Origin of the sequence: Citrobacter sp. T1.2D-1, assembly GCF_950098555.1 — a bacterium.
Lineage (GTDB): Bacteria > Pseudomonadota > Gammaproteobacteria > Enterobacterales > Enterobacteriaceae > Citrobacter_A > Citrobacter_A telavivensis.
This window is the reverse complement of the sequence record NZ_CATNHH010000012.1, coordinates 54461-80600: the sequence shown is the minus strand read 5'-3', so window position 1 is coordinate 80600 and position 26140 is coordinate 54461. Positions and strand designations below refer to the sequence as shown.

At 55.0% G+C, this 26140-nt stretch carries 21 protein-coding genes; 7 read left to right on the top strand and 14 right to left on the bottom strand.

All coding sequences use genetic code 11. From position 1 onward, the window contains the following. Nucleotides 1-28: 28 nt before the first annotated feature. Entirely contained in the window at nt 29-1537 is a 1509-nt protein-coding gene (gene glpD, locus QQZ17_RS11840; RefSeq protein ID WP_152400329.1) for a glycerol-3-phosphate dehydrogenase, read from the bottom strand. Between the two features lie 197 nt (nt 1538-1734). Between glpD and glpE the strand changes: the two genes are divergently transcribed. Genes glpE through QQZ17_RS11825 form a run of 3 tightly spaced genes read left to right on the top strand, consistent with a single transcriptional unit; the run spans nt 1735 to nt 3710 of the window. Beyond that, on the top strand, nt 1735-2061 hold the full coding sequence (gene glpE, locus QQZ17_RS11835) for a thiosulfate sulfurtransferase GlpE (protein ID WP_152400327.1): 327 nt from the start codon (nt 1735-1737) through the stop codon (nt 2059-2061). A gap of 44 nt (nt 2062-2105) precedes the next feature. After that, nucleotides 2106-2936 (top strand): rhomboid family intramembrane serine protease GlpG, encoded by an 831-nt coding sequence (gene glpG / locus QQZ17_RS11830; RefSeq protein WP_152400325.1) that lies wholly within the window; start codon nt 2106-2108, stop codon nt 2934-2936. A gap of 15 nt (nt 2937-2951) precedes the next feature. Beyond that, nucleotides 2952-3710 (top strand): DeoR/GlpR family transcriptional regulator, encoded by a 759-nt coding sequence (locus tag QQZ17_RS11825; protein WP_042322936.1) that lies wholly within the window; start codon nt 2952-2954, stop codon nt 3708-3710. 52 nt (nt 3711-3762) lie between these two features. Here the strand turns inward: QQZ17_RS11825 and QQZ17_RS11820 are convergent, their stop codons facing one another. From QQZ17_RS11820 to QQZ17_RS11795, 6 genes are all read right to left on the bottom strand, one after another. Beyond that, complete coding sequence (locus QQZ17_RS11820) at nt 3763-4941, bottom strand: acetyl-CoA C-acetyltransferase (RefSeq protein ID WP_152400322.1); 1179 nt, start codon at nt 4939-4941, stop codon at nt 3763-3765. Next, a complete protein-coding gene (locus tag QQZ17_RS11815) occupies nt 4938-5597 on the bottom strand; it encodes a 3-oxoacid CoA-transferase subunit B (protein WP_152400320.1) in 660 nt (219 codons plus the stop codon). Before QQZ17_RS11815 ends, QQZ17_RS11820 begins: the two co-directional genes overlap by 4 nt. After that, a complete protein-coding gene (atoD, locus tag QQZ17_RS11810) occupies nt 5597-6253 on the bottom strand; it encodes an acetate CoA-transferase subunit alpha (protein WP_152400318.1) in 657 nt (218 codons plus the stop codon). The genes QQZ17_RS11815 and atoD overlap by 1 nt, the downstream gene beginning before the upstream one ends. Before the next feature lie 88 nt (nt 6254-6341). After that, nucleotides 6342-6641, bottom strand: a complete 300-nt coding sequence (locus QQZ17_RS11805) for an AtuA-related protein (RefSeq protein ID WP_046491532.1) — start codon at nt 6639-6641, stop codon at nt 6342-6344. Further along, nucleotides 6641-7981, bottom strand: coding sequence for an acyclic terpene utilization AtuA family protein (locus tag QQZ17_RS11800; RefSeq protein ID WP_152400316.1), 1341 nt, complete (start codon nt 7979-7981; stop codon nt 6641-6643). The genes QQZ17_RS11805 and QQZ17_RS11800 overlap by 1 nt, the downstream gene beginning before the upstream one ends. Nucleotides 7982-8015: 34 nt before the next feature. Beyond that, nucleotides 8016-9320 carry a CitMHS family transporter gene (locus QQZ17_RS11795; RefSeq protein WP_152400314.1) on the bottom strand — a complete coding sequence of 435 codons (1305 nt, stop codon included), beginning with the start codon at nt 9318-9320 and terminating at the stop codon, nt 8016-8018. A gap of 417 nt (nt 9321-9737) precedes the next feature. Here QQZ17_RS11795 and QQZ17_RS11790 point away from each other — a divergent pair, with 417 nt between their 5' ends. Beyond that, nucleotides 9738-10646, top strand: coding sequence for a LysR family transcriptional regulator (locus tag QQZ17_RS11790; RefSeq protein WP_152400312.1), 909 nt, complete (start codon nt 9738-9740; stop codon nt 10644-10646). 28 nt (nt 10647-10674) lie between these two features. Here QQZ17_RS11790 and malT read toward each other — a convergent pair whose 3' ends face one another. Beyond that, nucleotides 10675-13380, bottom strand: coding sequence for an HTH-type transcriptional regulator MalT (gene malT, locus QQZ17_RS11785; RefSeq protein ID WP_152400310.1), 2706 nt, complete (start codon nt 13378-13380; stop codon nt 10675-10677). A 597-nt stretch (nt 13381-13977) separates the two neighbouring features. Between malT and malP the strand changes: the two genes are divergently transcribed. Both malP and malQ read left to right on the top strand, forming a co-directional pair. Beyond that, entirely contained in the window at nt 13978-16371 is a 2394-nt protein-coding gene (gene malP / locus QQZ17_RS11780; RefSeq protein ID WP_152400308.1) for a maltodextrin phosphorylase, read from the top strand. A gap of 9 nt (nt 16372-16380) precedes the next feature. Next, nucleotides 16381-18465, top strand: coding sequence for a 4-alpha-glucanotransferase (gene malQ / locus QQZ17_RS11775; protein WP_152400306.1), 2085 nt, complete (start codon nt 16381-16383; stop codon nt 18463-18465). A gap of 131 nt (nt 18466-18596) precedes the next feature. Here the strand turns inward: malQ and gntT are convergent, their stop codons facing one another. The 3 genes from gntT to gntX all read right to left on the bottom strand — a co-directional run bounded on the left by gntT (nt 18597) and on the right by gntX (nt 21565). Continuing rightward, nucleotides 18597-19913: a gluconate transporter gene (gene gntT, locus QQZ17_RS11770; RefSeq protein ID WP_152400304.1), complete on the bottom strand. Its 1317-nt coding sequence runs from the start codon at nt 19911-19913 to the stop codon at nt 18597-18599. A 334-nt stretch (nt 19914-20247) separates the two neighbouring features. Next, nucleotides 20248-20823: a Fe-S biogenesis protein NfuA gene (gene nfuA, locus QQZ17_RS11765; protein WP_042998432.1), complete on the bottom strand. Its 576-nt coding sequence runs from the start codon at nt 20821-20823 to the stop codon at nt 20248-20250. 58 nt (nt 20824-20881) lie between these two features. Then, on the bottom strand, nt 20882-21565 hold the full coding sequence (gntX, locus tag QQZ17_RS11760) for a DNA utilization protein GntX (protein ID WP_152400302.1): 684 nt from the start codon (nt 21563-21565) through the stop codon (nt 20882-20884). Nucleotides 21566-21602: 37 nt separating this feature from the next. Between gntX and bioH the strand changes: the two genes are divergently transcribed. Next, the gene (bioH, locus tag QQZ17_RS11755; protein ID WP_152400299.1) at nt 21603-22373 is read left to right on the top strand and encodes a pimeloyl-ACP methyl ester esterase BioH; all 771 of its coding nucleotides are present in this window, start codon (nt 21603-21605) and stop codon (nt 22371-22373) included. A gap of 46 nt (nt 22374-22419) precedes the next feature. Here bioH and QQZ17_RS11750 read toward each other — a convergent pair whose 3' ends face one another. From QQZ17_RS11750 to feoB, 3 genes are all read right to left on the bottom strand, one after another. Further along, entirely contained in the window at nt 22420-23370 is a 951-nt protein-coding gene (locus QQZ17_RS11750) for an Rpn family recombination-promoting nuclease/putative transposase (RefSeq protein WP_152400297.1), read from the bottom strand. 188 nt (nt 23371-23558) lie between these two features. Then, a complete protein-coding gene (gene feoC / locus QQZ17_RS11745) occupies nt 23559-23795 on the bottom strand; it encodes a [Fe-S]-dependent transcriptional repressor FeoC (protein ID WP_152400295.1) in 237 nt (78 codons plus the stop codon). 9 nt (nt 23796-23804) lie between these two features. Then, nucleotides 23805-26126 (bottom strand): Fe(2+) transporter permease subunit FeoB, encoded by a 2322-nt coding sequence (gene feoB, locus QQZ17_RS11740; RefSeq protein ID WP_152400294.1) that lies wholly within the window; start codon nt 26124-26126, stop codon nt 23805-23807. Nucleotides 26127-26140: the final 14 nt, after the last annotated feature.

Genomic DNA, 26140 nt, shown 5'->3' with positions numbered 1-26140 from the left:
AGCGCGTGTCTATCGGGCGTAATGTCATTTAAGACGCCAGTGAAAGCTGATGTTTCTCGACGTACTCCGCCAGCCACTGGGTCATGCGGGACTGCTGTTCGGCGTTGAGCCACATGCCTTCTTTCGTACGGCGCCACAGCGCATCATCCGCGCGGCGAACCCATTCGTGGTCCACCAGATATTTCAGTTCTGCTTCGTAGAATTCATGACCGAAGTCTTCGCCCAGGTCTGCGACCGTTGTCGCTTCACCGAGGATCCACTCCGTGTTGCTGCCGTAGGTACGCGAGTAGTGGCGCGCCAGTGATTCCGTCAGGAACGGATAGCGACGGCGCAGTTTTGCCGCGTAGTCTTCGCGATCGCCACCGATTTCACCGCCTGGCAGCACGCAGTCTTTGGTCCATGCCGGGCCAATGCCCTGATAGTACGACGACAGTTTCTCCATCGCGTGCTCGGCGAGCTTACGGTAGGTGGTCAGCTTACCGCCGAAGACGGAAAGCAGCGGCGCTTTGCCGTTTTCATCATGAATATCCAGCGTGTAGTCACGGGTGATGGCCTGCGGCGAATCCGACTCGTCGTCGCACAGCGGACGCACGCCGGAATAGGTCCAGACGATATCGTCGCGACCGAGCGGTTTCTTAAAGTGCGCGTTGTACACTTTGAGCAGGTAATTGATTTCACTTTCGTCAATTTTCACCGCTTTCGGGTCGCCTTTGTACTCGACGTCGGTGGTGCCGATGATCGAGAATTCATCCATCCACGGAATGACAAACACAATGCGCTTATCTTCGTTTTGCAGGATATAAGCCTGTTTCTGGGTGTGGACGCGCGGCACCACAATGTGGCTGCCTTTGATCAGGCGAATACCGTACGGTGAAGGCAGATGCATGCCTTCGTCGAAAAATTCTTTCACCCACGGACCGGTGGCATTGACCAGTCCCCGTGCCTGCCAGGTGAATTTCTTACCGGTATCGATATCTTCGGCTTCGACTACCCACAGACCGTTTTCGCGACGTGCAGAGGTTGCCCGAGTGCGGGTTAACACTTCCCCACCTTTACGCACCACCATCTGAGCATTGGCCAGTACCAGACGCGCATCGTCTACCCAGCAGTCAGAATATTCGAAACCGCGCACGATCTCGGGTTTCAGTACGGACTCTGCGCCAAAACGCAAACCGGAAGAACCCGGCAAACTGGTGCGTTTGCCCAGATGATCGTACATAAACAGACCAATGCGAATCATCCATGCCGGACGCAGGTGCGGACGATGCGGCAGACGAAAGCGCATCGGGAAGGCGATGTGCGGTGCCATTTTCAGCAGCACTTCGCGCTCAGCCAGCGCTTCGCTCACCAGCCGAAATTCGTAGTGTTCCAGGTAGCGCAGGCCACCGTGGATGAGTTTAGAACTGGCAGAGGAGGTTGCGCACGCAAGATCCTGCGCTTCCAGCATCAGCACGGATAAACCGCGTCCAGCGGCATCTGCCGCGATACCGGCACCGTTGATGCCTCCCCCTATCACAATCAGATCTTTGGTTTCCATGCTGCCCTCGTGCACTTTCGTTATAGCTCATAAATGTTCGTTATCGAGCATAATAGCAAAGAAACGCGCCATTGGTAACATCGAATAAACAATTTACAGTGATACATATAACATTATGGCGTTTCACTCCCGTGGGGACGTAAACTAGGGGGCAACATGCCGAAAACGTCTCACCTGCACTATAAAGAAGAGAATGTATGGAACAGTTTGAATGTATTAATGTTGAAGAAGCGCACCAGAAGCTGCATCGGGGCGCGGCGGTACTGGTGGATATCCGCGATCCGCAAAGTTTTGCAATGGGTCATACTCCCCAGGCATTTCATCTGACGAACGACACGCTGGGTTCATTTATGCGCGATCATGACTTCGATACGGTGGTCATGGTCATGTGCTACCACGGCAACAGCAGCAAAGGCGCGGCGCAATATTTGCTCCAGCAGGGCTATGACGCGGTCTACAGCATAGATGGCGGATTTGACGCCTGGCATCGTCATTTTCCCGCAGAGGTGGCATACGGCTCGTAAGCCTTTATACTGTCCTCTTTTGTACGGATTAAGCGACAGCAACAATGTTGATGATTACCTCTTTTGCTAACCCCCGCGTGGCGCAGGCCTTTGTTGATTACATGGCGACGCAGGGCGTTATCCTGACCATTCAACAACATCATCAAAGCGATGTCTGGCTGGCGGATGAAACGCAGGCCGAACGTGTGCATGCGGAGCTGGCGCGTTTTCTGGAGAATCCCGGCGATCCGCGTTATCTCGCGGCCAGCTGGCAGTCCGGTCATACCGGCAGTGGACTTCATTACCGCCGTTTCCCGTTTTTAGCCACACTGCGTGAGCGGGCTGGTCCGGTCACCTGGCTGATAATGGCAGCCTGCATTCTGGTGTTTATCGTCATGAACATCGTTGGCGATCAAACCGTGATGATGTGGCTGGCCTGGCCGTTCGACCCGTCATTACAGTTTGATGTCTGGCGCTACTTCACGCACGCCTTCATGCACTTTTCACTGATGCACATTCTCTTCAACCTGCTGTGGTGGTGGTATCTTGGCGGTGCGGTTGAAAAACGTTTAGGCAGCGGCAAACTGATTGTGATTACGGTCATCAGCGCCCTGCTGAGCGGATATGTACAGCACAAGTTTAGCGGCCCGTGGTTCGGCGGGCTTTCCGGTGTCGTCTACGCGCTGATGGGCTACGTCTGGCTGCGCGGTGAGCGCGATCCGCAAAGCGGGATCTATCTGCAACGCGGGTTGATTATTTTCGCGCTGATTTGGATCGTCGCCGGATGGTTTGATTTGTTTGGGATGTCGATGGCCAATGGCGCACATATCGCCGGGCTGGCAGTTGGGTTGGCAATGGCGTTCGCGGATACTTTAAATGCGCGAAAACGAACATAGTTCCAGGGAATAACAATGAAACAAACACAACGACATGATGCAATCATTGAGCTGGTAAAAAAACAGGGATACGTCAGTACGGAAGAGTTGGTGGAGCATTTCTCCGTCAGCCCACAAACCATTCGCCGGGATCTCAACGACCTGGCCGATCAAAACATGATTCTGCGCCACCACGGCGGCGCGGCGCTGCCGTCCAGTTCAGTCAACACGCCGTGGCACGATCGTAAAGCTACGCAGACGGCGGAAAAAGAACGCATTGCGCGCAAAGTCGCCACGCAGATCCCCAACGGTTCAACGCTGTTTATTGATATCGGGACAACGCCAGAGGCCGTGGCGCACGCGCTGCTCAACCACAGTAATTTGCGTATCGTGACCAACAACCTCAACGTCGCGAACACGCTGATGGTAAAAGAGGACTTTCGCATTATTCTCGCGGGCGGCGAGCTTCGCAGCCGTGACGGCGGCATTATTGGCGAAGCGACGCTCGACTTTATTTCCCAGTTCCGCCTGGATTTTGGCATTCTGGGGATAAGCGGCATCGACAGCGACGGCTCGCTGCTGGAGTTCGACTATCATGAGGTGCGCACCAAGCGTGCGATTATCGAGAATTCCCGCCACGTCATGCTGGTGGTGGATCATTCGAAGTTTGGCCGTAATGCGATGGTGAACATGGGCAGCATCAACCTGGTGGATGCAGTGTATACCGACATTCTGCCGCCGGCGGGTGTGCTCCAGGTGATTACCGAGAACCATATTCAACTTGAACTGTGCTAGACGTGCTGGCTGAAACCGTCCCCGGCGTGCCGGGGACGTGCGGATGACGCGCTTACAGACGCTCAACAATCACGGCGATCCCCTGACCCCCGCCGATGCACAGCGTTGCCAGCCCGGTGGATTTATTGCGCTGCTGCAACGCGTGAACTAGCGTCACCAGAATCCGTGCGCCGCTTGCGCCAATAGGATGTCCCAGCGCGATCGCGCCGCCGTTGACGTTCACTTTCTCTTCCGGGAAGTCGAGTTCGCGGGCAACCGCCAGATACTGTGCGGCAAAGGCTTCGTTGGCTTCGATTAAATCCAGATCGCTGACCGTCATTTTGGCTTTTTCCAGCGCCCGTTTTGTCGCTGGTATTGGGCCGAGTCCCATCATACTGGCGTCAACCCCGGCCGAAGCCCAACTCTTCAGGCGCGCTAACGGTGTAATCCCACGCGCACGCGCAGCGCGCTCGGACATCAGGACCAGCGTCGCCGCCGCGTCATTGATGCCGGAGGCATTGCCTGCGGTGACGGTTCCCGTACTTTCAAAGGCCGGACGCAGTTTCGCCAGCGAACCGGCATCGGTTTCCGGGCGTGGAAACTCATCGGTATCAAACAGACAGACCTCTTTTTTACGCTTCAGGGTTACCGGCACGATCTCCTGCCTGAAATAGCCGGCGTTGATCGCGGCTATCGCTTTTTGCTGCGATGCCAGCGCTACCTGGTCCTGCTCTTCGCGGCTTAAGCGATAGCGTTTGGCAATATTTTCCGCCGTGATCCCCATGTGGTAATCATTGAAGGCGCACCAGAGCCCGTCGTGGATCATCACGTCTGTCAGTTCACCGTTGCCCATACGATACCCCTGGCGCGCGCGGGCCAGTAGGTAAGGGGCGGCGCTCATGTTTTCCATCCCGCCGACAATACAGGTCTGATTATCGCCACTCAAAATGGACTGCGCGCCCAGCACGACGGTTTTCAGGCCAGAGCCGCAGACTTTATTGACCGTGAATGACGGCACGCTCTCCGCTAAGCCCGCATGATGCGTCACCTGGTGGGCCGGGTTTTGCCCTAATCCGGCCTGTAACACGTTGCCGAGGATCACCTCGTCAATGTTGATATCTGACGGAAGGTCCAGCAGGTTCGCCCGCACGCTGGTCGCGCCCAGCATCACCGCCGGGACGTCTGCCAGGCTGCCGGCAAATTTACCAATAGGGGTGCGTTTCGCACTCACAATAACAATGGAGTCGTTCATGCCAGAGCCTCCACGGGCTGCAGTGTTTTCAGGTGTGCACAAACACGGAAGTGTGCTTCCGTACGCGCACGAAGTTCATCAAGCGTGAGGGTGTCGCTGATTTCGTCGAGGATCATTTCGCCGTTCACAAAGCTGAATACGGCGAGTTCGGTGATGACTTTGCTGACTTTGCCAACCGCCGTTAAGGGGTAACTGCAGCGGTGTAGCAGCTTTGGCTCGCCATTTTTAGCGCAGTGCTCCATCGCAATGATGACTTTTTTTGCACCAGCCACGAGGTCCATTGCCCCACCCATGCCTGGCACCATTTTTCCGGGCACCATCCAGTTGGCGAGATTTCCGCGTTCATCGACCTGCAAACCGCCGAGCACGCAGACATCAACATGTCCCCCGCGAATAAGAGCGAAAGAGAAGCAACTGTCGAACATTGCCGCGCCTGGGATCATGCCGCACGGCTGACCGCCTGCATTGACGAGACAGGCATTCACTTCGTCCAGAGGGCCGAGGCCAAGAAAACCATTTTCCGACTGCAACGTGACCTGAATATCCTCGGCCAGGTAGTTCGCGACCTGCGTCGGCAGGCCAATGCCCAGATTAACGACGTCGCCGTCGTGTAACTCTTGCGCCACGCGGCGGGCAATAAGTTCTTTTGCGTTCATTACTGGGCCTCCATGAACAGATGATCCACCAGCGCACCGGGGGTGATGACGTGCACAGGAGGAATACTTCCCAACGCGCCGATGTCGCGGGTTTCGGCCACGACCACATCGGCGGCTAGGGCCATCACCGGGTTGAAGTTGCGGGCGGTCAGGTCATAGGTGAGATTGCCGGCCTCATCGGCATGACTGGCAAGAAGAATGGCGAGATCGGCGCGCAGAGGTTGCTCCAGCAGCCATTTCTCACCATTGACCAGCAGCGTTTGTTTATTTTCTTCCACCACCGTGCCCAGTCCGGTTTGCGTGAGGAATCCCCCCAGTCCGGCGCCGCCCGCGCGGATCTGTTCGGCGAGCGTTCCTTGCGGCACTAACTGAACATCGAGTTCGCCGGAAATCATTTTTTTACCGGTTTCCGGGTTGGTGCCAATATGAGAGGCGATCACTTTTTTGACCTGGCCGTTAGAAATCAGAGGACCAATACCTTTATCGACAAATGCGGTGTCATTGCCGATAAGCGTTAATTCTTTCACCCCGGAACGCATAATTTCTGCCACCAGATATTCCGGCGTCCCGACGCCCATGAAGCCGCCAAACATAATGCTCATGCCGTCATGTAATAATTCGCGGAATTTATCCGCCGTTATTCTTTTGTTTTGCATAATGGTGTACTTGCTGTTTTGAGGACAGGGATCCTCTGGCGGGATAATGAAATCCCGCCGAAGCGTGAGGATGTTGGTGTCCGAAAAATTAAATGGGCATATCCAGTAACGCAGAGCTTAGCCCTTTGCCGTGCATATCGAGCGCCAGTGAGCGAGTGACACCACCTCCCAGCGCTTTATGCATCACGAAATTTAGCGCGCCGAGTTCCGGTAATTCATAACGAATCACTTCGCCCTGTACGATATCGCCAAACCAGGCTTTGACTTTTTCGGCGGTGACCTGTTCTGCCAGCGTGGCATAATCTTCCGGGCGCCAGGCAATTAATGAAATATTGGAAATATTTCCTTTATCTCCGGTACGGGAATGAGCGATTTCACGTAATTTCATTATTTATTCTCCAGTACGGTAACGTGGTGTTGAACGCATTGACGCGGAATAAGCGTGGAATCCATCGCCAGGATTTCTTTTACGGATTTCATGACGCCGCCGCCGCCCGCAGGACCGTTGGTATAGAGCGTTTCCACTTCGTTACCGACGGTAACCGCCTGCGCGCGGGTGGCGCAGCGGGCAGCAACGCGGGCGCGCACTTCATAAGGATCGCTGTACTGACCGCGCGTTTCACCATGCAGCGCATTGACGCCAATGAGGTCATAACGCGTTTCTTCGGCATTGACGTGGCAAATGGCAAAGCGCTCACGCACGATATCGAGAGCGAGACGGCCGCGATTTACCGCGCCCGGACCGGCGTAGGAAATTTCACCTTCACCGATAAAGCCATCCTGATAACCGACGGAAACCTTCAGCGTTTCGGTGCGTGGCGCGCCCGTCGCGCCGGTAACCCGCACGGCATCCGGACCGCACTGGCTGAAACGCACATGGCTAAAGTCAGCGACCACGTCAGGGGTGAGATAACGATCCGGCCGGTGGATTTCGTACAGCAGTTGCTCTTTGCAGGTGTCTTCGGTGACCCGTCCGCCGGAACCGGCCACTTTGGTAATGGTGGCGTTGCCATCTTCACTGACTTCAGCCAGCGGGAAACCGAGATGTGCCAGACGAGGGACATCCTTCACTCCCGGATCGGCATAATATCCGCCGGTGATTTGTCCGGCGCATTCCAGAAGATGACCGATACAGGTCCCCAGGCCCAGATGCTGCCAGTCATCAGCGGCCCAGTTGAACTCATGCATCATCGGCGCAAGGAAAAGAGAAGGGTCCGCGACGCGTCCGGCAATCACTACATCCGCATCGGAATCAAGCGCTTCCAGTAACCCCGCGGCACCTAAATACGCGTTTGCAGAAAGTAAGGTTTTTTCAAAGCGAGAGACGGGGACGCCGGCTTCATCCAGCGTCAGGTCCATCGACTGAATAAGTGACAACACCTCATCGCCAGTGACTACCGCGACTTTAAGGCCATGCAGACCCAGCTCCTGGGCTATCTTCAGCACTGCTTTTCCGGCGGCGACCGGGTTGGCGGAACCCATGTTAGAGATGATCCGCACGCTTTTAGCGTGACAGGTCGGTAACACCGCGCGCATCCGCGCGTCGAGCAGTTCGTTATAGCCTTTGTTCGGATCCTGTTGCTTCTGTTTTTGTCCAATGGCGATGGTGCGCTCTGCCAGACATTCAAACACCAGATAATCCAGTTCCCCTTTTTCGGCCAGTTCAACCGCAGGTTCAATGCGATCGCCTGCGTAGCCTGCTCCGGAACCAATTCGAATTGTTTTCATTCTATTTCCTTAATTCGTCACAAGAAATGTGCTGTTAAATCGGGAAGACGCCGGTGAGGGCGGCGGCAAAGGTCATAATGACGCTGGCTGCCCACAGGACCGGGATGGAGAATTTTTGGTGATCCGCGAGGTCGACACCGGCAAGGCTGACCAACAGGAAGGTCGCGGGGGTCAGTGGGCTGACCGGGAAGCCGGTGGTCATCTGACCCAGCACCGATGCCTGAGCGACCTGAATGGCGGGGATACCCATGATGTCCACGGTATGCGCGACGACAGGCATAATGCCGAAGTAGTAAGAGTCGGGATCGAAAATCAGCGACAGCGGCATCGAGATAAGGCCGACGATGAACGGAATATGGGACGCCAGCGCCGCAGGCATAAACTCCACCGCCGCGTGAGACATCGCTTTAAGCATGCCCGCGCCGCCCATGATCCCGGTAAATGCCCCTGCTGCGAACAGGATGCTGGCCATCATCAGCGCGGCTTTGGCGTGGGCGTTGATCCGTTCTTTCTGCATTTCAACATTCGGATAGTTGATCATCAGCGCCAGCGTCAGGGCGATCATGAAGGCGACGGTGGGGGAGATACGGGTGAAGACCATCGTGCCGATCACGGCGATAACCAGCGCGATGTTGACCCAGAAAAGATGCGGGCGACGCAGGACTTTTTCCTGCTCGGTCAGTTCCTTATGATGCGAGAAATCGCCTGCGGCAGCGGCAAAGTGGGCTGCGCCAAGACGTTTCTCTTCGCGCTTACCCCAATACCAGCCCATCATGACCATAAAACCCAGGCCCGCGAGCTGCGCCGGAATGAGCGGGATAAAGAGGTCATGGGTGGTAACGTTCAACGCGGCAGAGGCGCGAATCATCGGGCCGGTCCAGGGTAAAAAGTTGACCCCGGCGCTGAGCGCAACAATGCCAAGCAGGATCCGTTTGTCCATGCCGAGGCGATTGAACAGCGGCAGCATGGTGGGGACCGTAATTAAAAAGGTTACCGCGCCATTGCCGTCAAGGTGGGCGATAAGCGCCAGAAGACCCGTTCCGATGATGATTTTAACCGGGTTGGTCCCTACAAAGCGCAAAATGCCGCGCACGATAGGGTCAAACATCCCGGCATCCGTCACGACGCCAAAAAAAGCGATCGCAAAGACAAACATCGCCGCCATCGGGGCCAGTTTTGTGATGCCTTCGACCACATATTTTGCCGTATCCGTTCCGCAGCCTGCAGCCAGCGCGCCAATCACCGGAATGACGATCAGGGCAACCAGAGGTGACATCCTTTTAGACATGATAAAAAATAATAAGGTGGCTATGGTAAGCACACCTATTAGCGCCAGCATGTGTTTCTCCTTAATATTTTTATAAATTTATCTGCTTCGGAATGTATGAAAGTAAATACAATGTTAACTATGTGCAGAGGGTTATATGTTTTATCAGTGCATTAATTTTTATCACAGTGTGCCAGGTGGTACTAATTTGTAAATCCGATGGAGTCATTTGACGCAAGGCTTAATGCTATTATTTGAAATAAAAATAACGCTATAGCAATTTTGTTTGGATATAAAAATAACCTTATAAACAGAGGGTTATTTAGGGCGTTGAGTTTGTTATGCTTAAACGACTTTAGTGGGGGTGAACTCGTTTATCGAAATTAAAATGTGGTTAATGTGGGGTGGGTCATAAAAAGAAATTAACTGCCTTTTATTCATTTTAAAAACCGATAAAATAATTAATGATTCCGATGGCAGGAGTGTGAAATGAATCTTTCGATTAAGCAACTCAGGGCTTTTTTAATATTAAGTGAGGCTGATAGTTTTACTCAGGCGGCCCGGCGGTTTAACCTTTCTCAGCCCGCGTTTAGTACCCTGATTGCATCACTGGAAGAGGAAATTGGCTACCGGCTATTCGACAGAGATACGCGGCGAGTATTGTTGAATGCGGATGGCATTCATTTTCTCGATCTGGCGCGCAATATTGTTCAGAGCCACGACGATGCCGTGGGTGAAATCAAAGACCGGGTGGCGGGAAACAGCAACGATATCACCCTCGCGGTGTTGCCTTCGCTGGCGGTGGAGTGGCTACCTGAAATCCTGGTGAAATACAGTAAGAAGGTGCCACAAAGTAATGTGAAACTGATCGACACCCAGTGGGATCGTTGTCTGAAGGCATTGCTGGATGGTCAGGCGGACATGGCATTAACCGCCGGGCAACCCTCGTTGACCACGTTCGATTCGACGCTATTGTTCTCGGATAAATTTTATCTGCTCTGCCATCGCGAACATCCTCTGGCACAACAATCTTCGGTATCGCTCAGTCAGGTCTGCGATTATCCCTTTATTGCTTTCAGCGTTGGGACCAGTATTCGGCAGTACACCGATAAGCTCTGTGAAAATCTGGCCATGAGTTTTGATTATCAACTGGAAGTTCGACAGCTCACTACGATGATGGGCCTGATTGCTGCCAATTACGGGATCAGTATTACGACCGGCTTAACCCTGTTCCAGTTCAACCATAAAGATATCGTGATTTTGCCGTTTGAAGATCTGGCGCTGGAACGGGCAATTTATCTGGTGACCCCGAAGGGACGGCATCCTGCACCTGGCGTCACGGCGTTTGCGGAATTCATTACCTGCCAGGCGCACCAGTTCGCGTCAGAACATATGTGAGGTTAACGCCAGTGAAAAACCGGTGGCGCTATACCCCATAACCCATCATTTTCAGCAGTCGCTGTGCGTGTTGTACCGCATCCTGACGGTGCGCCACGCCGAGTTTCTGATACAGATTACGGATATGCGTCTTGATAGTGGTTGCCGCCACCGCCAGTTCGCCAGCGATTTGTTCGTTGCTGTAGCCAGAATAAATCAGTCCCAGAACCTGCCATTCTCGCTGCGTCAGCGGACTGGTGCGGATAAGCTCCGGCACTTCCGGATGATTCAGCAGGCGCTCCACAAAGCCTTCGTCAAAGTGGGCGTACTTGTGGCGGTGATGCTGGTTGATTTCACGCAGAATGCGCTGTGCGCGGTGCTGGTCCAGTTCCGGCAATGTATTCAGTTGAATAAGCTGGCGTAACTGTTGCGCCATCGACTCACCTTCAATCACGAAATGGCTGATGAATCCGGTGCGATTGGCTAATTGCAGGGCATCAAGCAGTACGCGCTGAGCGTCATTTTTGCGTCCGGCCTGCCAGTACAACTGGTTAAGCAGCAGCAGGTTACGGTTCAGGTCGCTCATCAGACGCAGGCTGCGCGCGTTTTCATTCAGCTCTTCCAGGACTATCTCTGCGGGTTCAAATTCGCCCAGCAAAATTTGCGCTCTGGCGATGTTGCGCCACTGGCCTTGCAGGAAGTGGTTGTTGGCAAACTCCGGTTTCGGTGTCTGGCGCAGCCAGTTGGCGGCCGACTTTTTATCGCCGGTCATTTGCCAGTAGATCACCCGAACCTTGTCGGCGTTTGAGATCCAGTCGCTATGGTAGTGACCGTTGCCAAGCAGATTCTCAAGACGGTTAAGATGGCTGCGGGCATTGTCCAGATCGCCACGGGCCAGCGAGCACTGCACCAGCAGCGCCAGGCACTGTAGCTGCTGCTGCGGCTGAAAGGCGGAGAGCACTTCGATGCCGCTGCGCGCAGAGGCTTCCGATTCGTCCAGTCGCGCCCACGCCCACAGCAGTTGGGCACGAATGCGCACCAGGAACTCGTGCATGGGCAACTGTTCCAGATGCTGATCTTTAATCAACTGGAACGCTTTCTCCTGAGTTTCCCAGGCGGCCTGCAAAAATCCCTGGGCAAAGAGAATTTCACTTTGCTGGATCAAACTCCAGAGCGCGTAGTGCCAGACATCATGATGACGCGCCATCTGTTCGGTCTGCTGCATCAGCGTTAAAGAACGAGAGAGATCGCCCTTACAGTGCAGCACTTCACCGTGTACCGAGGTCGCCACAATACGGCTGTAGTACAAGGCGATGGGCAGCTCATCCAGCGCTTGTTTTGCCAGATGCTCGGCCTCATCAGGATTACCGTCGTTGATCGCCACCTGAGCGCGGAGCGCGTTAAATTCGGCGTGCAGCGTGCTGTCCATCACCCCCTGAATCTCTTGTTCAGCACGGGCCAGCAGGGTGTTCACTTCGCTGTAGCGGTGCTGGCTCTGCATCAGCCAGGCCTGAAGCAACACCAGACGCGGATTTTCCAGCAGGCTTTCCCACGGCAGCGCTTTTAACGACTCTTCCAGCAGTGCCAGTTCGCTGTGGTTAAACAATCCCCACGCGTGGTTAAGCAAGATATCACGCAGCATATGCGCATCGCCCGCCGCCAGCGCGTGGTGGATGGCTTCACTGGGGAAGCCCTGCGCCATCCAGCTCTCCGCGGCGGCGCGATGGATATCAGGTAACTCTGTCGCCAGTTCCCACTGGCAGCGCTGACGCAGGAAGCTGCCAAACAGCGGGTGGTAGCTGAACCATTCGCCGGTGTCATCCATCCGTTGCAGGAAAAGCCCCTGGCGCTCAATCTCTTCCAGTCGCATCTGACCGTTCTCTTCACCGGTCACACGAACGATCAGCGCGTCGTTCATTGAGCGTAACACCGCGCTTTTCAACAGGAAGAGACGGGTGCTGACATCGACGCTGTCCAGCACTTCATCGACCAGATAATCCGAGAGATGGCTGGCGTTAATGCCTGCCAGACGGCGTGCCGACTGGTGCGCAGAGTGGTTGTTCTGCCGCGCAGAGAGGGCGATGAGCTGTAATGCTGTCGCCCAGCCCGCCACATCGTCACACATCCGACTGCTTTCGGCGGCTTCGATGGGGGAGGATAAACGGCGGTCAAAAAACTGTTTTGCTTCCTGGTGATTAAAGGCCAGTTGCTGACTGCCTATCTCCAGAAGCTGATCGCGCACGCGCAGGTTGGCAATCCCCAACTGCGGCAAGTTACGCGACAGCACCACCAGCGTGAGATTTTCAGGCTGGTGGCGCAGGAAGAAGCGCATGGATTCATGAATCACCGGGTTAGTGATCAGGTGGTAATCGTCGATGACCAGATACAGCGGGCGATGCCACTCCGCCAGCTCAATAAAGAGCTGCGCGAAAAGCGAGGTCAGACTGACATACTGACGTTTTTGCACCATCACTTCGCTGGTGGTGCAATGACCGTTGGTGGCCTGCTGTACCGCGGCAATCAGATAGCTGGCAAAACGCTCCTGCTGGTTGTCTCCCTCATCCAGCGAGTACCAGCCGAGCTCACTTTTCCCGGCAGCCCATTGTGAAATGAGCGTGGTCTTCCCATAACCTGCAGGACTTGTTACCAGAGCCAGCCTGAAATTGTTCGCGCCGGAAAGTTTAGCCAACAGGCGCTCACGAACCACCGTATGGTCGAGTCGAACCGGACGACTGAGTTTAGACGGAATCAACATAGTTAGCACTTCACTGTGGAAAATGGGGGACTGCGATTTTTTTTGCGCTTCGTAATTAATAGATATAAGGTCGGCCAGAAAACACCTTATTGCAAGTTAAGAGGTCTTTTTGTGTTTCTGAATTTGCACTCTGTCACAAATCTTTATAACTCTGACAGAAACCGCTTTCAATCGCGCGCAAGGCGCAAACAGTCTGGGTTGGAGGGGAGATTCTACGGTGTTAAATAGGGTCATTTTATCCCTACGCTCTTTGCCTTTTTTAGCGAAAGTGGCCCTATAACGCGACAGGAATTTAATATCAGTACGATTATTCCGACAGCCTTTTGATATTTCAGGTTAGAAACTATTTCTCCATTAACATATACCTGATGAGTGCTTTCTGAAATTTGCCGTTGCCCGGCGTTAACCTTATCTTTAGTGCGGCGAAATCGTCACCAATCCTCATTCCGTACGCTACCTTTAAGTGGCGGCGATCACACTTTTTCGCTCATCCCCACTACTCCTCCCTGCCTAATCAAGAGTGGGATGAGGAAGGTCAACATTGAGCCTGGCAAACTAGCGATAACGTTGTTTTTTACCAAAGGACCCGGAATTCCTATGTCACAGCCTACCTTCAATCAAGAGCAATTTCAGGCAGCCCTGACGCGTCAGTGGCAGCATTTCGGTTTACTGTCAGCTCACGAGATGACGACCCGTCAATGGTGGCACGCCGTCAGTGGTGCACTGGCGGAACTCCTCAGTGCGCAACCTGTGGCGAAACCGGCGAAAAACCAGCGCCATGTGAACTACATCTCTATGGAGTTCCTGATTGGTCGTCTGACGGGGAATAACCTGCTTAATTTGGGTTGGTATCAGGCGGTGAGCGACGCGCTGAAAGCGCACGACATCAACCTGACCGATCTGCTGGAAGAGGAGACTGACCCGGCGTTGGGCAACGGGGGATTGGGTCGTCTCGCCGCCTGCTTCCTGGACTCGATGGCGACGGTGGGTCAATCTGCCACCGGTTACGGTCTGAACTATCAGTACGGCCTGTTCCGTCAGTCGTTTGCCGATGGTCAGCAAATGGAAGCGCCGGATGACTGGCATCGCGGCAGCTATCCGTGGTTCCGTCATAACGAGCAGCTTGATGTGCAGGTCGGCATTGGCGGCAAGGTGACAAAAGACGGTCGCTGGGAACCCGGCTTTGTGATTACCGGGCAGGCGTGGGATCTGCCGGTATTGGGCTACCGTAACGGCGTGGCGCAACCGCTGCGTCTGTGGCAGGCCACTCATGCGCATCCGTTTAACCTGACTAAATTTAATGACGGCGATTTCCTGCGTGCGGAACAGCAGGGGATCGATGCCGATAAACTGACTAAAGTGCTTTACCCGAACGACAACCACACGGCGGGTAAGAAGCTGCGTCTGATGCAGCAATACTTCCAGTGCGCCTGTTCGGTGGCCGATATTCTGCGTCGCCATCATCTGGCCGGCCGCAAGCTGCATGAACTGGCGGATTACGAAGTCATTCAACTGAACGATACTCACCCGACGATTGCAATTCCGGAACTGCTGCGTGTGCTGCTTGACGAACACCAGATGAGCTGGGATGACGCCTGGGCAATCACCAGCAAAACCTTCGCCTATACCAACCACACCCTGATGCCAGAAGCGCTGGAGTGCTGGGATGAGAAACTGGTGAAAGCGCTGCTGCCGCGCCACATGCAGATCATCAAAGAGATTAACGATCGCTTTAAGAAGCGGGTCGATAAAACCTGGCCTGGCGACAAACAGGTTTGGGCGAAGCTGGCGGTGGTCCACGACAAACAGGTGCGCATGGCGAACATGTGCGTGGTCAGCGGCTTTGCGGTCAATGGCGTTGCTGCGCTGCACTCCGATCTGGTGGTGAAGGATCTGTTCCCGGAATATCACAAGCTGTGGCCGAACAAGTTCCATAACGTGACCAACGGCATCACGCCGCGTCGCTGGATCAAGCAGTGCAACCCGGAACTGGCCGCATTGTTTGATAAAACGCTGAAGAAAGAGTGGGCGAACGATCTCGACCAGTTGATCAACCTGGAGAAATACGCCGACGATGCCAGGTTCCGCAAGACCTGGCGTGATATCAAGCAGGCGAATAAGGTGCGTCTGGCTGAGTTTGTGAAGGTCCGCACCGGGATTGAGATTAACCCGCAGGCGATTTTCGACATTCAGATTAAACGTCTGCACGAGTACAAGCGTCAGCACCTGAACCTGCTGCATATCCTGGCGCTGTATAAAGAGATCCGCGAAAACCCGCAGGCAGACCGCGTGCCGCGCGTCTTCCTGTTTGGCGCGAAGGCGGCTCCGGGTTACTACCTGGCGAAAAACATCATTTTTGCCATTAACAAGGTGGCAGAAACCATCAACAACGACCCGAAAGTCGGCGACAAGCTGAAAGTGGTGTTCCTGCCGGATTACTGCGTGTCGGCGGCAGAAATGCTGATTCCGGCGGCGGATATCTCCGAGCAGATCTCCACGGCGGGGAAAGAGGCTTCCGGTACCGGAAACATGAAGCTGGCGCTCAACGGCGCGCTAACGGTCGGTACGCTGGACGGCGCGAACGTGGAAATCGCCGAGAAAGTGGGTGACGAGAATATCTTTATCTTTGGTCATACCGTGGAACAGGTGAAGGCGCTGAAAGCCAAAGGTTACGATCCGCTGAAATGGCGCAAGAAGGATAAAGTGCTCGATGCCGTGCTGAAAGAACTGGAAAGCGGGAAATTCAGCGGCGGTGATAAGCACGCCTTTGACCAGATGCTGCACAGTATGGGCAAACAGGGTGGCGATCCGTATCTGGTGATGGCGGACTTTGCGGCCTATGTTGAGGCGCAGAAACAGGTGGATGTGTTGTATCGTGACCAGGAGGCCTGGACGCGTGCGGCGATCCTGAACTCCGCGCGCTGCGGTATGTTCAGCTCGGATCGCTCCATTCGCGATTATCAGACCCGAATCTGGCAGGCGAAACGCTAAGGAAGCGCGATGGATAACAAACGTCTGGATAATGCCGCGCTGGCGGCCGGGATCAGTCCCAATTATATCAATGCCCACGGCAAACCGCAGTCAATTGGTGCCGAAACCAAGCGACGTTTGTTGGATGCTATGCACCGTACCGCCGCCACAAAAGTGGCGGTGACGCCGGTGCCGAATGTGATGGTCTACATCGCAGGCAAAAAGATGCCGCTGGCGGTGGAAGGACACGGTGAATTCAACTGGCTGTTGACCACCGAAGAGGGGGAGCAGTTTAAGGGGCATGCCACTGGCGGTAAATCCTTTACTCTGCCGACAAAGCTGCCGCTGGGCTATCACACGCTGACCCTGACGCAGGATGAGCAGCGACACCATTGCCGCGTCATTGTGGCGCCAAAACGCTGCTACGAGCCGCAGGCGCTGCTGAACGGTCAGAAACTCTGGGGGGCCTGTGTTCAGCTGTATACGCTGCGTTCGGAGCGCAACTGGGGGATTGGTGACTTCGGCGATCTGAAGTCGATGCTGGTAGATGTGGCAAAGCGTGGGGGGGCGTTTATCGGCCTCAACCCGATCCATGCGCTCTATCCGGCAAACCCGGAGAGCGCCAGTCCGTACAGCCCGTCCTCGCGCCGCTGGCTGAACGTCATTTACATCGACGTGAACGCCGTAGACGATTTTCGCCTGAGCAAAGAGGCGCAGGCCTGGTGGCAGAAACCCGCCACGCAGCAAGCGTTGCAACAGGCGCGGGACGCTGAATGGGTTGATTATTCCACCGTCACCGCGCTGAAAATGACGGCGCTGCGCATGGCGTGGAAAGGATTTGCCGCGCGCGACGATGAGCAGATGGCGGCGTTCCGGGCGTTCGTGGCTCAGGAAGGCGATAGCCTGTACTGGCAGGCGGCGTTTGATGCGCTGCATGCTCATCAGGTGAAAGAGGACGAACTGCGCTGGGGCTGGCCGGTCTGGCCGAAGGCTTATCAGTCGATTGATTCGCCGGAGGTGAAAAAATTCTGTCACGCGCATCGTGATGAGGTGGATTTCTGGCTCTGGCTGCAGTGGTTGGCTTACACTCAGTTTGCCGCCTGCTGGGAGACCAGTCAGGGCTTTAAGATGCCGATTGGCCTGTATCGCGATCTGGCGGTGGGCGTGGCGGAAGGTGGCTCGGAAACCTGGTGCGATCGTGAGCTGTATTGCCTGAAAGCCTCCGTTGGCGCGCCGCCGGATATCCTCGGCCCGCTTGGTCAGAACTGGGGGCTGCCGCCGATGGATCCGCATATCATCACGGCGCGCGCCTATGAGCCGTTTATCGAACTCCTGCGGGCGAATATGCAAAACTGCGGCGCGCTGCGTATCGACCACGTCATGTCGATGCTGCGCCTGTGGTGGATCCCCTACGGTGAAACCGCCGACCACGGCGCCTATGTTCACTATCCGGTTGACGACCTGCTGTCGATTCTGGCGCTGGAAAGTCAGCGTCATCACTGCATGGTGATTGGTGAAGATCTGGGTACCGTTCCGGTGGAGATTGTTGGCAAGCTGCGAACCTGCGGCGTGTACTCTTACAAAGTGCTCTATTTCGAGAACGACCATGAGAAGAACTACCGTGCGCCGAAAGCGTATCCGGAACAATCAATGGCTGTCGCGACGACGCATGATCTTCCTACGCTCAAAGGTTATTGGGACAGCGGCGACCTGACGCTCGGCAAAGCGCTGGGACTCTACCCTGATGACGTGGTGCTGCGCGGACTGTATCAGGACCGTGAGCGGGCGAAGCAGGGGCTATTAGATGCGCTGCATAAGTACGGCTGTCTGCCAAAACGGGTCGGACATAAGGCCTCGCTGATGGCGATGACGCCGACGCTCAATCGGGGTATGCAGCGTTATATTGCCGACAGTAACAGCGCGTTATTAGGGTTGCAGCCGGAAGACTGGCTGGATATGGCGGAGCCGGTCAACATTCCGGGGACCAGTTCGCAGTACAAAAACTGGCGTCGTAAGCTTTCCGCCACGCTTGAAGCGATGTTTGCCGATGAACGGGTGAACAAGCTGATTAAGGATCTGGATAAGCGGCGAAAAGCGGCTGCGAAGAAGAAATGAAAAAGCCGGGGATTTCCCCGGCTTTTTTATGGTGACAACATGTAGGCCTGATAAGTGCAGCGTCATCAGGCCATTCTGGTGAATATTGCCGGATGGCGGCTTTGCCTTATCCGGCCTACAAGGCGTTTCGGTTAAACCACCGTTCCCAGTAGCAGACACCCAATCAGGCCGCAGACAGAGATAATGGTTTCCAGCATCGACCAGGACTTGATGGTCTCGCCGATCGTCAGGTTAAAGTACTCTTTGAACAGCCAGAAGCCTGGATCGTTCACGTGAGAGAAGATGACGCTACCGGAACCAACGGCGATAACCATCAGCTCAGGGCTGACGCCGGTAGTGGCGATCAGCGGTGCGACAATCCCACCCGCGGTAATGGCGGCAACGGTAGCCGAACCCAGCGCGATACGCAGAACGGCAGCGATAGACCACGCCATCAGCAGCGGGGAGATGTTGGTTTCGTTCATCATGGACGCAATGTATTTATCCACGCCGCTGTCGACCAGTACCTGCTTGAACGCGCCGCCACCGCCGATGATCAACAGCATCATCGCGATAATTTTGATGGAAGAGATCAGCGTATCGTTAATCTGATCCATCGAACGACCGCGGTTCAGACCGAAGGTGAACATAGCGATCAACACCGCAATCAGGGTTGCCATCACAGGGTCACCGAAGAACTCGGCAACGGGCAGGAAGGCGTGGCCTTTCGGCAGGATCATCTCTGCAATGGCGCGCATCGCCATCAGCACAACGGGAACCAGTGAAGTCCAGACGCTGACGCCAAAGCTCGGCATCTCTTCTTCAGTGAAGGTTTTCGCGCTGTACAGACCTTCCGGAATAGGTTTATCAATGCCTTTCAGGCAGCGGGCAAAGACCGGACCCGCCAGAATTACGGTCGGGATCGCCAGAATCGTACCGAACAGCAGGGTTTTACCCATATCCGCATGGAAAATGGTGGCGATAGCGGTTGGACCCGGGTGCGGCGGCAGAAAACCGTGCGTCACGGAGAGCGCTGCGGCCATCGGTACACCGACATACAGCAGCGGAATGTTGGCGGCGGCCGCAATGGTAAAGACCAGCGGTAGCATCAACACGAAGCCCACTTCATAGAACAGTGCAAAACCGACGGTGAAGCCTGTCAATACTACGGCCCACTGAATGTGTTTCTTACCAAATTTTGCAATCAGCGTGGTGGCGATACGTTGCGCACCCCCGCAGTCTGCCAGCATTTTGCCCAGCATGGCGCCAAAACCCATAATCAGGGCAAGACTCCCCAGGGTGCCGCCAACGCCAGCTTTGATGGAGCCAATGACTTTATCCAGCGGCATTCCTTGCATCAATCCAACAGCAAGCGCCACCAGGACGAGAGCGATGAAACCGTTCATTTTGAAGCGGATCATCAGGAGTAATAACAAGATTACACCGATAGCAACGATGACTAATGGCATGATTTACCTGGCCTTTCAATTTGTTATGGGTAACGTCAATGTTTTGACGACAAACTACGTTTGTCCCAACCGGGAACAGCGACGTAACAGCACCTCGACGGATTACCCTTAAAACTGTCTAGTTTAGTCGGATGTTAAGTGTGTGTTTGGTGCCCATATGAATGATACGGGTAACATAGGGTGATTGAGAATCACCTCGACAGGCAAAATTTAAATTATGCGAGGCAGGTCAAATTATCGGAGAGGATGTTGCAGAATATGTTGAGAGGGCGGCGCGAGATTGCATATTGCCCGATGGCGCTTGCGCTTATCGGGCAATACACGCGCAGAGAACTTAGTAGTAAGAGTGTTCGCCGCGCTGGTGTTCGGTCAGGTCGCGAACGCCTTTCAGCTCCGGGAACTCGTTCAGCAACTGCTTCTCGATCCCTTCTTTCAGGGTCACGTCGACCATGGAACAGCCATTACAGCCGCCGCCAAACTGCAGAATCGCATAGCCTTCGTCGGTTATCTCCATCAGAGAAACACGACCGCCGTGACCGGCAAGCTGCGGGTTAATCTGCGATTGCAGCATATATTCCACGCGTTCCATCAGCGGCGCATCGTCAGCCACTTTACGCATTTTCGCGTTCGGCGCTTTCAGCGTCAGTTGAGAACCCAACTGATCGGTCACAAAATCGATCTCAGCGTCTTCCAGATAGGGCGCACTCAGTTCATCAACATAAGCGGTCAGCAGGTCAAATTTCAGGGCGGTGTCGGTTGCTTCCACGGCGTCCGGCGGACAATAAGAAACACCACATTCAGCGTTAGGCGTACCGGGATTAATCACAAATACACGGATTTGTGTCCCTTCTTCCTGATTTGCCAGCAGTTTGGCAAAGTGCGCTTGTGCAGCATCGGAAATACGGATCATAGTAATGGCCTAATAGTTGACTATTTTAGTTGGTTATAATACGCCCATCATCGAGGCTCTACAAGGTTCGACACAGGCACCATACCTGGACTGTCGCCGCGCCGTTGCGTAAAAGCAGCTGCGCGATCTCCGCGACGGTACTCCCGGTCGTGATGACATCATCCACAACGACCATATGGAGTCCCTTCACCGGCAATTCAAGGCGAAAGGCATTTTTCAGGTTACGCTTGCGCAATCTGGCGCTGAGATGGTGCTGAGTGGCGGTGGGGCGAATGCGCGTGACGCTCCGACTGTCCCAGGGACAGCCTAACCAACGAGACAACGACTGACACAACAGATCGCTTTGATTAAATCCTCTGCGCCAGTGGCGGCGTTGCCAGAGTGGGACGCTGATCAGCCTGTCCGGCAGGGGCAGCCTGGTCATACGGCGCGCCTGTAACACCTCCAGCAATAGAACGCGTGACAACGCGGGGGCGATGTCGTTGCGTCGGGAGAACTTAAGCTGATGGATAAGTGTACTGAGCGGCGGGGTGTAGTCGCTGACGGTAATCAGTCGCTGCCAGGGCGGTGGTTTTTGCAGACAGCGTCCACAGGGAAGCGTGGGATGCACGGAGGGGAGTCCACATCGTGGGCAGAGCGGTTCATGCCGACGCACTGCGCGTTCACAGACGGAACAGATCCCCCAACGACTGAGCGCCAGCGGCATTCGGCATAGCCAGCATAATCCCGGTACTGTTAGCATAGGTTCATCCTTGTTGGCGAAAAGAGAACAGTAACTGATGAATGACATCTGGTGGCAGACCCGTGGTGAGGGAAATTGTCATCTTGTGCTGCTGCACGGATGGGGACTTAACGCCGAAGTATGGCATTGCATTAGCGAGGAACTGAGCTCGCATTTCACGCTTCATCTGGTCGATTTACCAGGTTTTGGCCGCAGCCAGGGGTTTGGGGCCATGACGCTTGGAGAGATGGCAGAGCATGTGTTGGATCAGGCACCAGAGAAAGCTATCTGGCTTGGCTGGAGTCTTGGTGGATTGGTGGCAAGCCAGGTGGCATTAACCCATCCCGAGCGCGTTCAGGCACTGGTGACCGTAGCGTCCTCACCCTGTTTCAGCGCACGTGACGCGTGGCCGGGGATCAAACCCGATGTCCTGGCAGGATTCCAGCAACAGCTCAGCGAAGACTTTCAGCGGACAGTAGAGCGTTTTCTGGCATTACAAACGATGGGGACGGAAACGGCGCGTCAGGATGCCCGCGCGCTGAAGAAAACCGTACTGGCGCTGCCAATGCCGCCGGTGACTGTACTGAACGGGGGGCTGGAGATCCTCAAGACAGTTGATCTGCGCGAGTCGATGACATCGCTGACAGTACCGTTCCTGCGATTATACGGCTATCTGGACGGACTTGTTCCCCGCAAGGTCGTACCACTGCTTGATGCGCTGTGGCCAGAGAGCGAGTCGCTGATTTTTGCAAAGGCGGCGCATGCCCCGTTTATTTCGCATCCTGATGCGTTTTGTCAGGCGCTGGTGGCGCTGAAACAAAAGTTATAACACAATGAAAAACGCCCGGAAAGTGAACCCCTTGCCGGGCGTGCGATTAATGGTTCTGCGTGATCAAGTCATCGGCGGTAAGCCCGGTGATTCTGAGAATGGTCTGGCGGTCGATGCCATCAGTCAGCATGGTGGTAGCGATGCGCAGTGCTTCCTCGCGTTTACCCTGCTGCAAGCCCTTTTCCAGGCCTTCTTGTAATCCATTGATATGACCCTCCTGAAGACCATTACAATGCCCTTCCTGACGTAATCTCTCGGCAATAGTCATCAAGCTCTCCTTGTGTTCGGGTAATCGTTCGGCCATGCCATGTATAAAATCGCGAAAGCGATCGGTGTCACCCGCCTGCAGCAGATAATTAAACAGGGCTTTCAGTTGGTTGTCATTAGCGTGCCCCGTAATAAGCAGCGTCGCCAGTTTTTCCACTAATCCCATTAAATCCCGCTTACGGATATGCTTTTGCACCAGTTCCAGTAGTGCCACACGACGATGTTGCATAATCTCGTCATCAGGAACGACGGTAATATCCACCAGTGGTAACGCTGCGCCATACAGTCGTCGTGCGGCTTCCGGGTCATCAAATTCGTCCAGCCAGCAGAGTGAAAAGGGGTAGGGGCTGACCGTACCGTGATAAAACAGCATAGGTATCACCAGGGGGAGCGTCTGGTGGCCGGCATCCAGATGTCGTTGCATTGCCGCAATGGCGTAGCGCATGAGACGGAATGCCATATGCGGATCGGCGGTGCTCTGATGTTCAATGACGACGTAGATATACCCCTCTCCTTCGCGGGTTTTTAGTGACCACAGCACATCGCAATAGTACGCGCGCAACTCTTCCTCAATAAAACTCGTCGGTTCCAGTTTCAGCGTCTGCAGGTCGCAAAGCGCACGCAAGGAGGCAGGAAGGTGGAGTTGAAGAAAATCCTGCGCGGTCGCCGGGTGGCTCAAAAATGTTTTGAATATCGCATCGTGCGGTGTCGCGCTGGAGGCCGTATTCATGGCGATCCCTCACCGGAATAAAAGATGGCGTGACTCTATCTGGCAGGAGAGGAGAAAGCATCTCCCAGTTGTTAACGATGCGAACAAGGCAGGAGGAAATCGTTGTCTTGCTGAACGTGATTTAGTGTTGTGGAATCCGGCACGCAAAATGCCGGATGGCGACGTTCACCGCGCCATCCGGCATAAACTTAACGCAGCGCCCACCATTCGCGCAGGCAGGCTTTGCCTTCCGGGCAACTTTTGCAGCTTCCGGAGAGACAGCCGCCAGGCTCTTCCTGAATCCGCATCGCTTTACCCATCGTCTCCAGTTGCTTGAGCATGGCGTCGATCATCGGCTGCGGCGTATGCAATGTATGGCTGATTTGCTCTGCCTCCATGCGTCCCCGTAAGGCCAGTAAATCGCGAACCTGAATTAGCGAAGCCATTGCGACACCCTAGTGGCAATCGCCGGTGGTCGCGCTGGCGCAGCAGTCGCTGGCATTTTTCCGCGTAGCCAACAGATTGACATTCACCCGGCTCCGCGCCCGACGCAGAAGACCCAGGACCACAACGTTAAACAGGACCACGGCCAGGATGCAGACCAGACTGTAGCGCGGGTGCTCGCTGTAGCTGGCAACCTGATAGAACACGGTCGACAGCGAGTAGGCGATGTTCAGGCCCCACAGAATGGAGAAACCCATCCAGCCACGGCTGGATTCACGGGCAATTGCCCCCATTACCGAGATGCACGGAACGTACAGCAGGACGAAAATCAGGTAGCTATAGGCCGCTGCCGCGCTGCCAAATTTCGCATCCATTACGCCCATTGCGCCGGTCGCCATTTCGCCGTCGCCTTTGCTGGCTTCGATAGGGTTCGCCAGCACGCTCAGGCTAAAGGTATCTTTCAGACTCTGCCAGGTTTCATCCAGCGCGCTCAGCAGTTCATTACCCAGATTAAATTCAGCCGGATTAAACGCCTCATCCTGAATATTTTCTGCGGTATAGAGCGTATTGAGCGTACCGACCACCACTTCTTTTGCCATCGCGCCCGTGAACAGCCCGACCGTTGCCTGCCAGTTGTCTTCGTGAACGCCAATAGGCTTGAAGATGGGCGTGATGACGCGGCTAACGGAGGCCAGCGCTGAATCGTTGATGTTATCGACAATCTTGCCGCTCAGCGAGAAGCTGTTAAACGCGCTCAGGAAGATGCTGACGATGACGATCACTTTACCCGCGCGCAGCACAAATCCTTTCAGGCGCTGCCAGGTCTGGATAATCAGACTCTTGATATGCGGGACGTGATAAACCGGAAGCTCCATGACAAACGGAGAGGCTTCGCCACGCATGATGGTGTGTTTGAGCATCAGACCGGTGAGTACCGCCATCACAATGCCCAGCACGTATAGCGAGAATACCGCCAGCGCGCCATTTTGCCCGAAGAAAGCCGCAGCAAACACGGCGAAAATCGCCAGTCGCGCACCACAGGACATAAACGGTGCCATCATGATTGTCATCAGACGCTCGCGTGGCGCATCCAGGGTGCGGGCACCCATCACCGACGGTACGTTGCAGCCAAAGCCGACAATCAGCGGGACGAACGATTTACCCGGCAGCCCCAACGCCTGCATCAGACGGTCCATCACAAACGCCGCCCGCGCCATGTAGCCGGAGTCTTCGAGGAACGAGAGGAACAGGTACATCATGCCGATCTGCGGGACCAGCGGCAGAACGGTATTAATCCCGCCGCCAAGCCCTTGTGCGAGGAAGATGGTCAGCCAGTCCGGGAAGTGAAGGGTATAGCCGATCCACTGAATGCCGTGAATAAAGATCGCCACAGAGCCGGCATCAAAAATCGGGGCTAACGCGCCGCCAATGTTAATGGCGAGCAGGAACATCAGGTACATCACAAACAGGAAGATCGGCAGACCCAGAAAACGGTTGAGGATGATTTTGTCCACTGCCGTCGTAAAGCGGCTGGGCTCTGCCGTCAGGGTGTTGCTCACCACGTCGCAGATCGCCGCAATGCATTGGTAACGCGCATCGGCGATGTGCAGCGCCGGGTCGTCCATCTCATCGCTCAGATGCGCCAGAGAAATCTCCAGCTGCGCCGCAGCGTCACCGGCGTATGCCCGGCTGTAGATATCCCCTTCCAGCATTTGCAGACCGAGCCAGCGACGCTGTTGTGCTGGCATCTCTTTTGCCATTGCGTTCGCCAGTTTATCGGCCTCACGCAACAGCGGCCGGGCGTAATGCACCAGTTCGACGTTTTCATTTTCACTGTGGCGGTCAATCGCTAGCTTCAGCGCTTCGATACCGCGTCCGCGAGTGGAAACCAGCGGGACGACCGGGCAGCCAAGACGGGCTGAAAGGGCGTCGATATCAATCCGGATTTGTTGTTTTTCCGCGATGTCGAGCATGTTGAGTGCGACAATGCAGGGAATGCCCAATTCAAGCAGTTGCAGCGTCAGATAAAGGTTACGCTCAAGGTTTGAGGCATCCACCACGTTAATTAACAGGTCAGCATCGCCGCTCAGAATGTAGTGGCAGGCAATCTGTTCATCCAGAGAGGTTTGCGAAGAGATGGTGGTGAGCGAATACGTGCCGGGCAGATCGACCAGCGTGACCTGATGATCCGTGGTTGAGAATTGTCCCTCTTTACGTTCCACGGTGACCCCGGCCCAGTTGCCTACGCGTTGTCGGGCGCCGGTCAGTTGGTTAAACAGAGTCGTCTTACCGGAATTTGGATTACCAATTAAACCAATGGTTAATTTTTTCATCGTTATAGACTCAC

What these genes read in the sequence shown, in the direction of transcription:
- glpE (WP_152400327.1), top strand. Translation starts at nt 1,735, where the DNA reads ATGGAACAGTTTGAATGTATTAATGTTGAAGAAGCGCACCAGAAGCTG.
- QQZ17_RS11800 (WP_152400316.1), bottom strand. Translation starts at nt 7,981, where the DNA reads ATGAAAACAATTCGAATTGGTTCCGGAGCAGGCTACGCAGGCGATCGC.
- glpD (WP_152400329.1), bottom strand. Translation starts at nt 1,537, where the DNA reads ATGGAAACCAAAGATCTGATTGTGATAGGGGGAGGCATCAACGGTGCC.
- QQZ17_RS11825 (WP_042322936.1), top strand. Translation starts at nt 2,952, where the DNA reads ATGAAACAAACACAACGACATGATGCAATCATTGAGCTGGTAAAAAAA.
- feoB (WP_152400294.1), bottom strand. Translation starts at nt 26,126, where the DNA reads ATGAAAAAATTAACCATTGGTTTAATTGGTAATCCAAATTCCGGTAAG.
- QQZ17_RS11820 (WP_152400322.1), bottom strand. Translation starts at nt 4,941, where the DNA reads ATGAACGACTCCATTGTTATTGTGAGTGCGAAACGCACCCCTATTGGT.
- glpG (WP_152400325.1), top strand. Translation starts at nt 2,106, where the DNA reads ATGTTGATGATTACCTCTTTTGCTAACCCCCGCGTGGCGCAGGCCTTT.
- QQZ17_RS11815 (WP_152400320.1), bottom strand. Translation starts at nt 5,597, where the DNA reads ATGAACGCAAAAGAACTTATTGCCCGCCGCGTGGCGCAAGAGTTACAC.
- nfuA (WP_042998432.1), bottom strand. Translation starts at nt 20,823, where the DNA reads ATGATCCGTATTTCCGATGCTGCACAAGCGCACTTTGCCAAACTGCTG.
- malT (WP_152400310.1), bottom strand. Translation starts at nt 13,380, where the DNA reads ATGTTGATTCCGTCTAAACTCAGTCGTCCGGTTCGACTCGACCATACG.
- bioH (WP_152400299.1), top strand. Translation starts at nt 21,603, where the DNA reads ATGAATGACATCTGGTGGCAGACCCGTGGTGAGGGAAATTGTCATCTT.
- feoC (WP_152400295.1), bottom strand. Translation starts at nt 23,795, where the DNA reads ATGGCTTCGCTAATTCAGGTTCGCGATTTACTGGCCTTACGGGGACGC.
- gntT (WP_152400304.1), bottom strand. Translation starts at nt 19,913, where the DNA reads ATGCCATTAGTCATCGTTGCTATCGGTGTAATCTTGTTATTACTCCTG.
- QQZ17_RS11790 (WP_152400312.1), top strand. Translation starts at nt 9,738, where the DNA reads ATGAATCTTTCGATTAAGCAACTCAGGGCTTTTTTAATATTAAGTGAG.
- malQ (WP_152400306.1), top strand. Translation starts at nt 16,381, where the DNA reads ATGGATAACAAACGTCTGGATAATGCCGCGCTGGCGGCCGGGATCAGT.
- gntX (WP_152400302.1), bottom strand. Translation starts at nt 21,565, where the DNA reads ATGCTAACAGTACCGGGATTATGCTGGCTATGCCGAATGCCGCTGGCG.
- QQZ17_RS11805 (WP_046491532.1), bottom strand. Translation starts at nt 6,641, where the DNA reads ATGAAATTACGTGAAATCGCTCATTCCCGTACCGGAGATAAAGGAAAT.
- QQZ17_RS11750 (WP_152400297.1), bottom strand. Translation starts at nt 23,370, where the DNA reads ATGAATACGGCCTCCAGCGCGACACCGCACGATGCGATATTCAAAACA.
- QQZ17_RS11795 (WP_152400314.1), bottom strand. Translation starts at nt 9,320, where the DNA reads ATGCTGGCGCTAATAGGTGTGCTTACCATAGCCACCTTATTATTTTTT.
- malP (WP_152400308.1), top strand. Translation starts at nt 13,978, where the DNA reads ATGTCACAGCCTACCTTCAATCAAGAGCAATTTCAGGCAGCCCTGACG.
- atoD (WP_152400318.1), bottom strand. Translation starts at nt 6,253, where the DNA reads ATGCAAAACAAAAGAATAACGGCGGATAAATTCCGCGAATTATTACAT.